General features: G+C 47.8%; 13 protein-coding genes and 1 other annotated feature. Of the genes, 4 read left to right on the top strand and 9 right to left on the bottom strand.

The window, feature by feature from the left end; translation table 11 throughout:
• Positions 1 to 131 precede the first annotated feature (131 nt).
• From HW560_RS18435 to HW560_RS18405, 7 genes are all read right to left on the bottom strand, one after another.
• Complete coding sequence (locus HW560_RS18435) at positions 132 to 1,382, bottom strand: putative amidoligase domain-containing protein (RefSeq protein ID WP_257031362.1); 1,251 nt, start codon at positions 1,380 to 1,382, stop codon at positions 132 to 134.
• Between the two features lie 112 nt (positions 1,383 to 1,494).
• On the bottom strand, positions 1,495 to 2,055 hold the full coding sequence (locus tag HW560_RS18430; RefSeq protein WP_076289080.1) for an outer spore coat protein CotE: 561 nt from the start codon (positions 2,053 to 2,055) through the stop codon (positions 1,495 to 1,497).
• Between the two features lie 75 nt (positions 2,056 to 2,130).
• Positions 2,131 to 3,108: an aromatic acid exporter family protein gene (locus tag HW560_RS18425; protein ID WP_090900120.1), complete on the bottom strand. Its 978-nt coding sequence runs from the start codon at positions 3,106 to 3,108 to the stop codon at positions 2,131 to 2,133.
• A 454-nt stretch (positions 3,109 to 3,562) separates the two neighbouring features.
• Entirely contained in the window at positions 3,563 to 4,354 is a 792-nt protein-coding gene (locus HW560_RS18420) for an ABC transporter permease (protein ID WP_371121628.1), read from the bottom strand.
• A gap of 38 nt (positions 4,355 to 4,392) precedes the next feature.
• Positions 4,393 to 5,187 carry an ABC transporter ATP-binding protein gene (locus tag HW560_RS18415; RefSeq protein WP_090900123.1) on the bottom strand — a complete coding sequence of 265 codons (795 nt, stop codon included), beginning with the start codon at positions 5,185 to 5,187 and terminating at the stop codon, positions 4,393 to 4,395.
• A 30-nt stretch (positions 5,188 to 5,217) separates the two neighbouring features.
• Positions 5,218 to 6,222, bottom strand: a complete 1,005-nt coding sequence (locus tag HW560_RS18410; protein WP_090900125.1) for an ABC transporter substrate-binding protein — start codon at positions 6,220 to 6,222, stop codon at positions 5,218 to 5,220.
• A gap of 147 nt (positions 6,223 to 6,369) precedes the next feature.
• Complete coding sequence (locus HW560_RS18405; RefSeq protein WP_090900128.1) at positions 6,370 to 7,884, bottom strand: carboxypeptidase M32; 1,515 nt, start codon at positions 7,882 to 7,884, stop codon at positions 6,370 to 6,372.
• A 223-nt stretch (positions 7,885 to 8,107) separates the two neighbouring features.
• On the opposite strand from HW560_RS18405, the gene HW560_RS18400 reads away from it, so the two are divergent.
• The 4 genes from HW560_RS18400 (at position 8,108) to HW560_RS18385 (ending at position 10,313) form a co-directional block, all read left to right on the top strand.
• Positions 8,108 to 8,683 (top strand): beta-class carbonic anhydrase, encoded by a 576-nt coding sequence (locus tag HW560_RS18400; protein WP_090900131.1) that lies wholly within the window; start codon positions 8,108 to 8,110, stop codon positions 8,681 to 8,683.
• Positions 8,684 to 8,857: 174 nt separating this feature from the next.
• Positions 8,858 to 9,424, top strand: a complete 567-nt coding sequence (locus HW560_RS18395; RefSeq protein WP_090900135.1) for a PadR family transcriptional regulator — start codon at positions 8,858 to 8,860, stop codon at positions 9,422 to 9,424.
• A 98-nt stretch (positions 9,425 to 9,522) separates the two neighbouring features.
• Positions 9,523 to 10,029, top strand: a complete 507-nt coding sequence (locus tag HW560_RS18390; protein WP_090900138.1) for a hypothetical protein — start codon at positions 9,523 to 9,525, stop codon at positions 10,027 to 10,029.
• Positions 10,030 to 10,034: 5 nt separating this feature from the next.
• Entirely contained in the window at positions 10,035 to 10,313 is a 279-nt protein-coding gene (locus tag HW560_RS18385; RefSeq protein WP_024630486.1) for a YxcD family protein, read from the top strand.
• 146 nt (positions 10,314 to 10,459) lie between these two features.
• Here the strand turns inward: HW560_RS18385 and tyrS are convergent, their stop codons facing one another.
• Positions 10,460 to 11,719 (bottom strand): tyrosine--tRNA ligase, encoded by a 1,260-nt coding sequence (gene tyrS / locus HW560_RS18380; RefSeq protein ID WP_090900141.1) that lies wholly within the window; start codon positions 11,717 to 11,719, stop codon positions 10,460 to 10,462.
• A 126-nt stretch (positions 11,720 to 11,845) separates the two neighbouring features.
• Positions 11,846 to 12,067, bottom strand: a binding site (T-box leader).
• Between the two features lie 99 nt (positions 12,068 to 12,166).
• A complete protein-coding gene (locus HW560_RS18375) occupies positions 12,167 to 12,616 on the bottom strand; it encodes a DMP19 family protein (protein WP_179264203.1) in 450 nt (149 codons plus the stop codon).
• Positions 12,617 to 12,619: the final 3 nt, after the last annotated feature.

Raw genomic sequence — 12,619 nt, 5'->3', positions numbered from 1 at the left:
AGGCAACTTATTCGTGCCACCGCCTCATGTTTCGGCATCTGCCGCTTCCCTCACAGGTTGCTGTTCCATTTCTTCCGTAACGATGATCAAAATCAACTTATTTCTCATTATACCAAAAAAGTGCCCACTCTTCATGAACCTGCTCGAATATTCCAGAGTTTGCGTATATCCCGACTCTCATCCCACGTCCTGCCCAGTCTTAGCTGGCTAATTAATGGAGCGGCGTAGCGTTCATAGCGGTTATAACCATCCATTTGCGTCAGATCATCCAGTAATGCCGGAATATGCGCCTGCATTACTTCACGGTTTCCTTCATAAAAGGCAGTATGAATTGCAGCCTTCGACAAAGGTCGTTGACTCAGCTGATGGTAGCCTCTCGCGATAAGACCAGCCAGAGCAACAACACCTTTGGCAACCAGAGGAGATACCAGAAAACTAGGTAACGTGCGGTATTCGAATCCACCGTAAGATTTCAGTCGAAAATCACCCAATACCCCATAACGTGGACGCCTGCCCGAACCTCGTGGGTCCTGAAGAACGGCAAGCGGCAGCGCCAGATAATTGTCAAGTGCACGCAGCAGCTCCCCGTTTAGTGTAACGCCACTGAAATGAATATGTCCGCCGAGTGGCAAGCCGCGCTGGGGCATTCCCCCTGCCTGCCAGATTAGCGAGTGATCACTAATACTGCGCGATGCGGCCACAAAAGCTCTCATCAGATGAGCCAACAATTCACGCGGCTCGGAGCTGGGGGCAGGTCGCAGTTCGGCTACAGGATATATTCGTCGTCCATTGATCGTTACGGAGTCACAACCAGCTACACCTGTTCGTTCGAGAAATCTGGAGGCGGGCACGATTTTGGATTCTGGCATCTGCACAAGCAGGAATTCAGGGTCCATTCCAAGGATGGGGGCTGCATTACGAAGCCGCTCTTCATCCAGTTCGGTCTGAAGCTGTTCCCAGCCTGCACGGTACATGGCAGAGAGATCCGTCATGCCCTTCCATGGCCTTGGGTCAATCGAGATGACAGCACAACCGCTCTTTCCTGACGCTTCCAGTCTTACAGCGCCGTGATCCAGTCCAACCGTATACAATGCTTTGATGGCCAGCCGTTCAATGCGTTTGAATAACGTTGATGCCGCTTCACGATCCAGCACACGTTCTTGCGCTCCCCCCATGCCACTGGTGTCCCTACGTTTGATGCGAATCGCTTGCAGACAGCATATCTCCACATCGTAACGTACACGCAGACCCAACTCCCGGTCACGCCTGCCCTGCGATGCCAGTACTTCAATTCCGGATCGTTTCAGTCGATCTGCCCGTTCACGAGGGAGCATGCGTTCATATCGGCGCACCGCCTCCTCGGCCTCATCGATCACATTCATCCTGTCCCTCCTCCCAATTGTCGCCCAAAATGAAAAAAGAGGGCTTACGCCCTCTTCACTGCCGCTCGCGGCGCATATAATACCTTAAGTTTATGAATCCGGATCGCTGAGCTTACAGCTCATCGTCAAGCAGGTCGGGATCGAGATCATCATAATCTCCATCACCACTGCCGTAGTCATAATCCTTGTCTTCGTAATCTCCACAGCCATCCGTGCACACTTTCACACAAACTTTGGTCTCGGCGACCAGTTCAACAGCGAATTCCCGTTCCACCCGGATAATTACGCTGCCTCCACCTGCCGACACCGTGGCTTCCACACAGCTTGGTTCCTGCGTTGCATCCGCAGATACCTCCACAGTGGCGGCCCGGTGTTTCGGGTCCAGATAGGACAAAGGCACATGTTCTACATACGACACCGTTTCTTTGGCTACATCCGTCTGTGAATTTTTGTCATAGGAATACCAAATGTTGATATCGTAAGTACCAATAACTTCAATTCCGTCCCCCGCTGATACGGCTTCATATTGGTGGTTGATAATCCAAGCCCCCAAAATACTGGTCGGACCATGTGGCGGAGTCACGGTATGTGTTACGGTAGAGAACTTACGACCTTTGCCGCAGATCGCCTTCGTGATGATCTCTCTACATTGATGTTTATGACTCAATGACATCTTTAAACCTCCTCCATACAATCATTCTTTACAAGTGTATGCAGGGCATCCGTCTAGGGTGACAACTATTTTCTATTATTCATTTGTAGATTGGGACCGGTCCGATACCGGAGACGGTGCTTTGTCCTTCTTGGCTATTTTCAGATACAGCGCGAGTTCCCGGCACAGCTGGAGAATCGCGGAACGAATCTCGAATTCTTCCCTTGTATCCGGCAATTCCATTTGCTTGAATTCTTCTTGCACATCTGCGAGAAGTTTTTCTGTACGTCCAGTGTAAGATTCAGTGAGCACATCCTGACTGAGCTGGTCGAACAGCTCCGATACCATTTCGGCGTGCGGCATCTTCTGATAGATCTGGGATACCAGATGCATCATATGCTGGATGGAATCCAATTGCGTTTTGCGCATATAAAAGTAAACACTCCATCCCTCATTCGGGTGGATGACCTGATTCTCCAATGAACGTTTGGCCGCTTCAATGCCGCCCAGTACAGCCTTGTCGGCTTCAATAAGCTCTTTTCCTGCCCATACTTCGTTTGGATTGCGCAGCGTGGCTGCAAACTCCTTGAAGATAACCGAGAATAATTCATCAATTCTTTTGCGAATACGCAGCATCTGCGGGTCCGCAGCCGGCATATAGGCCAGATTGACAACCATCGCGGAACCGAGACCAATCAACAGCAGCCCAATTTGGATCAAAACCACCTGTACGTCCATTTCACCGCCGCTAAATACCCGGAACACCACGACAGAACCCGTCACAATGCCTTCCTTGAATCCGGCCCGAACGATAACCGGGAATGCAATCAGTATGTAGACCGCCAGCACCCAATAATGGAAGCCAAGAAAGTGAAAAAGTACACTTGCAAATAAAAGCCCCACTACGGAAGCGAAAAATCTCGCAGATATGGTGCGAATACTTCTTTTTCGTGTCACATCAACGCCGAGTATGGCTAACAAGCCCGCCGATGTTGGTCCGGGCAAGCCGCACCAGTCCGCAATCAGCACGGCCATCAGCGCGGCTATTGCGGTTTTAATTACCCTAAAACCCATCTAACTCCCTCTCCTCTAAGCTGCAAAAATGTCAAAGCCAGCGAGCCATACCTATCCAGGTGAGCGCTTGTCCAATGCCTGACAGCGTGTATCGTCATATCTCATATCCTTAGTATTACACATCCTGCCAAAAACCATTTCTTATCTAATCAAAAGAATCATTTCGAAACAACCGCATATCGCAATTCGCTTCTACACTCATAAACGACATCAACCGACACGCATATGCATGTCGGTCTCAATAACGCGCCCCGGATGAGGGACGCTGGCAATTTGTTTGATGCGACAGAAGCCTCTGGGCCCTCTTCTCCAATCGTCGCATTCATTCCGGACTGCGCGGAATATTCGTATTAGTATGGTACTTGATTTTACGGGTTCCGGCAACGTGACACCTCTTGTGAAATTGTATACATATCATGAAGCGTTCTATTTTGCACACACATGCTGTGCAGAATTACCTGCGTCCTGCCAGCAGCTTTCGTTCTACATATACAACGAGTTGGTACATCGCTGTGGCTACAGCCGCAATAATCAACAAGCTCGATAAAACAAGGGTAAAGTTGAACACTTGAAATCCATAAATGATCAGATAGCCCAATCCCTGCTTGGCGACCAGAAATTCACCCACAATCACACCGACCCAGGCCATGCCCACGTTTACTTTTAAGGTAGAGACAATGGCAGGAAACGAAGCGGGCAATACGACTTTGCTGAAAATCTCGGAGCGATCGCCACCAAACGTACGGATAACCTTAATATAGTTCTGATCTACTTCATTAAAGCTGTTATACACGACAAGTGTAGTAATAATGACTGTAATGGATAACGTCGTCATGACAATGGCCGTAAATCCTGCACCAAACATAACGATAAAGATTGGACCCAGCGCTACTTTGGGCATGCTGTTGAACACAACCATATAGGGATCAAGCACTTTGGACAAAAAAGGAGACCACCAGATCAGAACCGCAAGCAGTGTTCCGACGAGTGTCCCCAGCAAAAAGCCGACTGCCGTTTCCCCAACGGTTACCCCAACATGCGCCCATAGTTCTCCACTGACGATGTCCTTCCAGATCTGATTGAAAATTTTGCTCGGATAACTGAACAAAAGCACATCAATCCAGCGCAACCTTCCCGCCAGTTCCCACAGCAAAAACATAAACACCAGCATGGACAGCTGCACCGCCAGCACTTTATGTCGCCATCTGGCAACCTGTTGAATATGACTTTGGTGCAGCTGTCTCATCCAATCATCACGCATCTCCTGCTTCTGGTTCGTCTGATTCACCCGTTCTTCTCACCTCCTCCGGACTGATCCAGTTCACTCCATAACGCCTGGAACAGCTCATTGAACCCTGGCTGCTCCCTCGCGTGAAAAGGCTGTGCGTTCCGCAGATCTTCGGGAATGATAAACTGCTTCCGAATGCGCCCCGGATTGCGATCAAGCACGATGACGCGGTCACTGACGGCAATAGCTTCCGACAGATCATGGGTAACAAGCACCGAGGTTTTGCCGGATTTCTTCAATGTGTCCGAGACCAGATCCTCCAGCTGCAGCTTGGTTTGATAATCGAGTGCGGAAAAGGGTTCATCCAGCAACAGTATTCCCGGGTCCGTAGCCAGTGTACGTACCAAAGCCACCCGTTGCCTCATGCCCCCGGATAACTCGGAAGGATACTGGGCTTCGGTGCCAGCCAGACCCATACCTGCCAGCAGCTCACGTGTGCGCTCACGACTCTGTTCATTGAGCGTACCTGTCAGTTCAAGTCCGATCAGGGCATTATCCAAAATGGTGCGCCATGGAAACAGATAATCCTGTTGCAGCATATAGCCGATCTGGGCAGACGGACCTTCGATGCGTTTCCCTTTAACCTTGACCTCGCCTGCGGTCGGTGTGAGCAGCCCGGCGATGATCGACAGCAATGTCGTTTTACCACATCCGCTTGGGCCGACAAGACTAACGAACTCTCCTTGCTCGACCTGAAGATTCAAATTTTCGATAACCAGTGATGCTTCACGCTCGCTGACATAAACTTGCGAAATTCCTTCCAGTCTGATCACCGTTTCGGATTCAGGCATACATGCTCACGTCCTTTCCTGAATACCTGGTTACTTCGCTGATGCTGCTTGTTCTGCATAGGAATTATCCACAATCGATTGAGAATCCACACGCTGTTTCAATTCTCCCGCAGCACTCATGACGTCCAGCAAGTTATTCCATTCGTCTTCATCAATGATTGGATCGGTTGCATAGGTGCCCTGTTCCTTGTAACGGTTCACACTGCTTACCAGAATGGCTGGATCGATATCTTTGAAATAAGGTTTGATGACTTCAGCAATCTCTTCAGCGGTGTGGGAATCCACCCATGCTTGTGCTTTGTGCAAGCCGTTAGTGAACTTCTGTACAATGTCTTTGTTGTCGTTGATATAACTTTGTTTGGTCATGAAGACCGTATAAGGCAGATGACCACTTTCCGTTCCAAACGAGGCTACAACCTTGCCGCGGCCCTCTTTCTCAAAAATGGACGCCTGAGGTTCAAACAGCTGTACATAATCCCCCGTACCTGAAGCAAATGCAGAAGCGATGTTGGCAAAATCCACATTTTGAATCAGTTCCAGATCTTTCTGCGGATCAATGCCATGTTTTTTCAGCGTGAATTCGCCTGCCATTTGAGGCATACCGCCTTTTCTTTGTCCAAGGAATGTACTCTGTTTCAATTGATCCCAATTGAAGTCGCCTTCGGGATTGCGGGCAAACAGGAACGTTCCGTCCGTCTGTGTAAGTTGGGCAAAGTTAATGACCGGATCTTCTGCGCCTTGTTGATAGACATAAATAGACGTCTCTGCTCCGACCAGTGCGATATCTACTGAGCCTGCAAGCAATGCAGCCATCGTTTTGTCTCCGCCAGCCGTCGTCTGAATGTCCACTTCAAGCCCCTGTTCCTTAAAAAAACCTTGGGCCACGGCCACATACTCAGGCGCGTAAAACACAGAACGTGTGACCTCACCAATCGTAATTTTGGTTTCATCCTTATCTCTATTGCAGCTGGTGAGAGCTACGATGATAATGAGCAAAATGACGATGGCCCGGATGAACCAGGGCGTGTATTTCATGATATTTCCCTCCTTCACTGGTTTCAGCTGTTTTCTCTACTATGGATATGCTGATGCCCAGCAAAAGGTTAAGAACTTGCATGCAAAAGAAGAGCCGGGCAAAGACGCCCCGCTCTTCAAGAGTTAGATGATGATGTTATAGCTGTACTACAGCTTGTAAATCTCGGTATATTTCGCTTCCAGATAATCGGCCAAATAGTCCGGATTCAACTCTTCACCCGTTACGGCCACAATCAGTTCGGAAGGAGTGCGGCTTTTGCCATAACGATAAATTTTGTCAGTCAACCATTCCTTGATTGGAATCAGGTTACCTTCAGCAATATGGGCATCGAACTCCGGCATTTCTTTGCGCAGTGTATGTAGAATCTGTGCAGCATACATGTTGCCGAGCGAGTAAGAAGCAAAGTAACCAAAGTCACCACCCGACCAGTGCACATCCTGAAGCACACCCAGACCATCATTCGGCGGCACAACGCCAAGATATTCCTTGTATTTTGCATTCCAGGTCTCCGGCAGGTCCTTAACTTCCAGGCCTTCGTTAAACAGCATTTTCTCAATTTCATAACGAATGATGATGTGCAGATTGTACGTCAGCTCATCTGCCTCAATCCGGATCAGAGAGCTTTCAACCCGGTTAATTGCCCGATAAAAATCTTCTAACTCAACCTCGTTTAATTGAGGGAAGTGCTGTTGCAGATCTTTATAATAGCGCGTCCAGAATGGAAGACTGCGGCCAATCATATTTTCCCAAAGACGCGACTGGGATTCGTGGATTCCCATGGACGTTCCTTCGGCAAGAAGAGTACCAGCCAGGCTGTCGTCAATATTTTGCTCATACAGGGCGTGTCCGCCTTCGTGTAGTGAACTGAAGACCGCACTCGTCACATCATCCTGCAAATAGTTTGTCGTGATCCGCACATCTCCTGGATTCAGGCCCGTTGCGAACGGGTGAACACTCTCATCGAGTCTGCCGGCTTCAAAATCGTAACCCATTTGTCCCAGAATAAACAAACTGAATTTCTCCTGTTGATCCTTGTCAAACAGCTGGTTCAAGAACTCTGTCTCCGGTTTGTTGGCCGACGCATTGATCTTCTCTTGCAGAGGCACCAAGCGGGCTTTGAGACGGGCAAATACTGCATCCACCTTTTCTACCGTCAGTTCTGGCTCATACATGTCAAGAAGGGTATCATAACGAGTATCTTTCACACCCCAGTAGTCAATGAACTCTTGTTTGAGCTTCACAATATCGGTAAGGTAGGGCGAGAAACCTGCAAAATCGCTATTATGCTTGGCATCTTCCCAAGCCGTTTCCGATTTGGCGGTAAGTACGGTATACGCTTGTACTTTTTCCGGTGGTACGGACTGACTGCGATTATATTCTTTCTGGCAATCTTCCACCTGACGGCGATCGATATCTTCCAGCTGTTCCAGCACCGCTGGACTTGTTAATGTATCCAGGTAGGATTTCATGTCAGCTGAGGTTTGCAGTTTGAATGCTTCGGTCGACAGCATGCCAAGTGTTTCCGAACGTGTCGGGACACCTTTTTTGGGCGCACCTGTGCGCAGATCCCAGTGAAGCAAACCAATGGCTTCATGATAACTCTTAATTTTGCGAGCCAGATTACGGAAGGATTCCAGCTGTTGCTGTGTTTGTTGTTCCATGGTTAACGTCCACCTCTTCAAAAAATGTTGGTTTCCCTATTGATGATACTTTTTGCATTGCGTATAATCAACTTTTAACAGATACAAATTGCATTATTCCTCCAAACCGAGGAATAATGCAATTTGTTGACCGTGGTATAATAAAAAACCAAAGGGCGTAGGACAAGCTGCATTTAATGCAAGTGGCCGTGCTCATCGTATTGGATAACAGGAGGCAATGGACATGAACAACATTCAAGAGATTCTGGCTTACAACAAATCATTTGTCGAGACTAAAGAATACGAAAAGTATACGGCTGGCAAATTCCCAACCAAAAAGATGGTCATCATCACTTGTATGGATACCCGTCTGGTGGAAATGCTGCCCAAGGCCATGAACCTGAAAAATGGCGATGTGAAAATCATCAAAAACGCTGGCGCAATCATCTCTCAACCTTTCGGGTCTGTTATGCGTAGTGTTCTCGTTGCCATCTATGAGCTTGGTGCCGATGAAGTACTGGTTGTTGGACATACGGAATGCGGTATGGCTTCCCTGCATGCAGAGACTATGATTGGACATATGGTTGAACGGGGTGTATCCGAGGAAGTCATGAGCACACTGGAGAACTCGGGCATACGTTTACAAAAGTGGCTACGCGGGTTTGACAGCGTTGAAGAGGGGGTAAAACATACTGTGGAAGTGATTAAGAAACATCCATTGCTTCCACCTACTGTACCCGTTCACGGCATGGTCATCGACTCCTACACGGGTGAACTTGATCTTGTCGCAGATGGGTACGGGCAACAGACATCTCTCTAAATGGTTTTGGGTGCGGACCTCAGGGTCCGCACTCTTTTTTTGTCTAAATTGAGGCAGTTGTTCTGTCAGGTTGTCAAACCATACAGTTTCAGTGTACACTTTTATGAAAGCGGTCAATGAGAACAATTTGCTTTGTTTTCGCTGGCCCAGCCCTAATATTAAGGAGACATGTGCATGAACATACTTTCCTACGGATTGCTCGGGCTTCTTACCCGCGAGGAGTCATCAGGTTATGATCTAATGCTGAAGATCCAGCCGCATTGGCAGGCTAAACACAGTCAGATCTATCCCCTCCTCTCCAAAATGGAAAACGATGAGCTTTTAGCCTCCCGCTGGGTACAACAGTCTGACAAACCAGACAAGAAAATGTATGCAGTCACGGAGAAAGGTATTGAAAAACTGCTGGGATGGATGACCACTCCCGTTACCGCTCCAGTTACGCGCGACGAGTTCAATCTGCGCATTTTATGTGTAGGCATTGCGGAAGACGGAAGCATGAGACGCATTTTGAATGAGCGCAAAAACTGGTTCATGGAACGCATCCGTTATTTCGAAGATTTGAAGTCCCGAATCCCTCAGGATCATTTGCGAGTAGGCAGTCGGGAATTCGGAAGTTACATTCTGGTACAAAAAGGGTTGATGAACGCACAAACGGGTATCGAATGGTGTAACTGGGTAACCCAGCTACTGGATGGTCAAGCGGCAATTCAGGACCCTTGTCCAAGTATTTCAGAAAAATAAACAAAATTTGAAACGTTCCTGCAAGTTGACCGTATTACTTGAGTAAGGCCCATTTTTGGGGTAATCAAACAAATTTATCGGGGGGTTCGATCTTTACAATGAAGAAAAAATTCGGAATTAAACATCTCATGATGGTTTTCATGGCCTTTACATTGCTGTTTGCAACAGTCGGAGTCGCGAATCCGGATTCTGCTGACGCTAGACGTGGTGGCGGTTTCAAATCGGGAACCAAAAGTTATACCAACACACCTAAGAAATCCGATTCCAACAGTAATGTGAGTAAATCGAATACGAATAACAACTCCAGCAATGGAGCAGCTACAACGAACCGTGGCGGATTCTTCGGTGGTGGCGGTGGATTCATGAAAGGTATGATGCTGGGTGGTCTTGCTGGTATGATGTTCGGCGGATTGTTCGGTGGCATGGGCGCTCTGGGTAACATTCTTGGATTGCTCGTAAACGTAGCTGCAATCATGCTGATCGTAATGCTGGCAATGGCCCTGTTCAGAGCCATTACGAATCGCCGTAAACCAGCAGCAGATGGTCGTTATGACCGCCGTAATGATCGTGATGATGATGACCGTAACAGAAACGGACGGTACTAATCTCTATGGTTCTGAGTATGGATGAAATTGTCAACGCGATCTGTATTCACATGGCTGAACGCAAGGGTGTTCGCCCAACCGATGTCAATGTGGAACTGAGCTGGGAAGAAGATACGGGATATTCCGCTGAAGTCTGGATTCAAGGCCGCAGTCAGTATCTGGTCGAATCCAACATGATCGAAGCGATCCTGCGCTACCTGCACAGTGAATACGACATTCGGGCTTACCGTGAGAATGTAAGACTGGATCTGGATGAAGAGATCACAGCGATTGTGAATCAATAAATGAATAAGCCATTTGCGGATGGCATATAAAAAGGGCCGTCTCCATGATGTCAATGACATGATTGGGGACGGTCCTTTTTTGGTGTTGTTTGGGAAGATAATGCCTTCGCTATTACCTTCCCAAGATTCATACTACAATCCTGTGGCTATTTCAATTTCACCAGACTGTAGTTTTTCTTGCCTTTGCGGATAATGATGAATTTACCGCCGATTGCGTGCTCTGCAGAGACCGTGAATTCCAGCTCCGTCACTTTCTCACCATTCATGGAGATAGCCCCTTTGGTGACATCCTCACGCGCCTGACGTTTGGATGGTTCCAGGCCAAGATCCACGAGCCAATCTACAATATTTTTCGCTTCACCATCGGTTTCGAAGGTCGGCATTTCTTTGAATCCCTGCTCGATTTCGTCGGCTGTAAGGGAACGAATATCTCCGCTGAAGAGTGCTGCGGTAATGCGTTTCGCCTGCTCCAGCATATCGTCGCCGTGAACAAATTTCGTCATTTCTTCAGCGAGTGCCTTTTGTGCTTCACGCTTGTGCGGCTCCGCTTCTACCTTTTCAGCCAAAGCTTCAATCTCTTCTTTGCTTAGGAACGTGAAGTACTTCAGGTATTTAATTACATCACGGTCATCCGTGTTCGCCCAGAACTGGTAGAATTCGAATGGAGTCGTTTTATTCGCATCCAGCCAGATGGAACCGCCTGCAGATTTACCGAATTTCGTACCGTCGGATTTGAGCATAAGCGGGATCGTCAGACCGTAAGCTTTAGCTTCTGGCCCTTCTTTTTTACGGATCAGGTCCAGACCGCTTGTAATGTTGCCCCATTGATCGGAACCACCGATTTGCAGCTGTACACCCTCATGTTGGAACAGGTGCAGGTAATCGAGCGATTGGAGAATCTGGTAGGAGAACTCGGTAAACGAAATTCCGTCTTCCAGTCTGCTCGCAACTACATCTTTAGCCAGCATCGTGTTGAGATTAAAGTTTTTACCGTAGTCACGCAAAAATTCAATTACATTGATTTTGTGTGTCCAGTCGTAGTTATTGACCATACGTACCTGATTGTCGCCATCCGTTACAAAGAGCTTTTTCATTTGTGCAGTCAGAGCATCCACATTGGCCTGTACCTCTTCCAACGTTTGCAGGGAACGTTCCGATTGACGACCACTTGGATCACCAATGGTTCCTGTTGCCCCACCAATTAGAATCACTGGACGGTGCCCAGCAAGTTGGAAACGTTTCAGCATCATGAACGGGATCAAATGTCCGATATGCATGCTGTCTCCTGTAGGGTCAACCCCGCAGTACAATGAAACCGACGTCGTCTCGGTCAGCTCACGCAGACCCTCCGCATCCGTCTGTTGATTAATGGCGTCACGCCATTCCAGTTCATCAATAATATTCAAAACAAACAACCCCTTCTCTATGCAATGGTATTAGGCCATGATCTACGTTAAACGTGAATTCACAAGGAGCTAAGCCAGGTGAGCCTTTTTTGGACACAAAAAAATCGCCGCCTTGTCTTCAATAGACATAGGGACGATTATCATAACCGTGGTACCACCCAACTTGCACAGACAACAACTCACACGCTGTCCATACCGCTTTCAGCAAAATATCGTTTGCCATTCCGCTTGGCATTACCCAAGTACTCCAGAGTGTAATTCGCAGCCCTTGTATGTATCAGGTTCCATCAACCCCTGACTTTCTGTAACAGGGACAAAGCCGCTACTGCGCTCTATCAACGTAATTCATGTATTCAATTTATAGCCAGTATAGCCGAACGTTAATATCATTGCAAGACCAAGTATTTAAACTTTAGATAGAGCAACAGATGAGCGCCTATGCCTAACTTATAAAGACATCATGTTCAACTTCCTGTGATAATATGCATATGCCTTTTCTGCAATCTGATCTTCATTATTCCAAAATTGCTGATCCAGCGTATCCAGCTGGTGTTCCTCCTCTGATGTTAGAAACTTAGGAATATCCCACAGTCCGGTAAGTCTTTCATCCTCTTCCAAATGCTCAATGCAGCCGTATGCTGACTTAATGATATCCAACACTTGAGTCGCACCAATCGTATGTAATGCCCGCAACGCATAAAGGTACGCCTCTTCTCCCCAGTTGCAGAAAAATTGAACAAAACCACCGTTAAAGACATCCACCTCTAGCAGCCATAAAGCAGCAATTTCCTGTTCATTCGTTGTTAACGCAGCCCAGCCCTGAGCGGATTCATTCTTTTTCCCCACAAAGGTTAACGCATATTCATACCACACATCATTAATATCCTGTTCACTCACGTC

The sequence above is a fragment of the Paenibacillus sp. E222 genome (assembly GCF_013401555.1).
GTDB lineage: Bacteria > Bacillota > Bacilli > Paenibacillales > Paenibacillaceae > Paenibacillus.
Note: the sequence above shows the minus strand (reverse complement) of the source record. Positions and strands in the feature narration are given on the sequence as shown.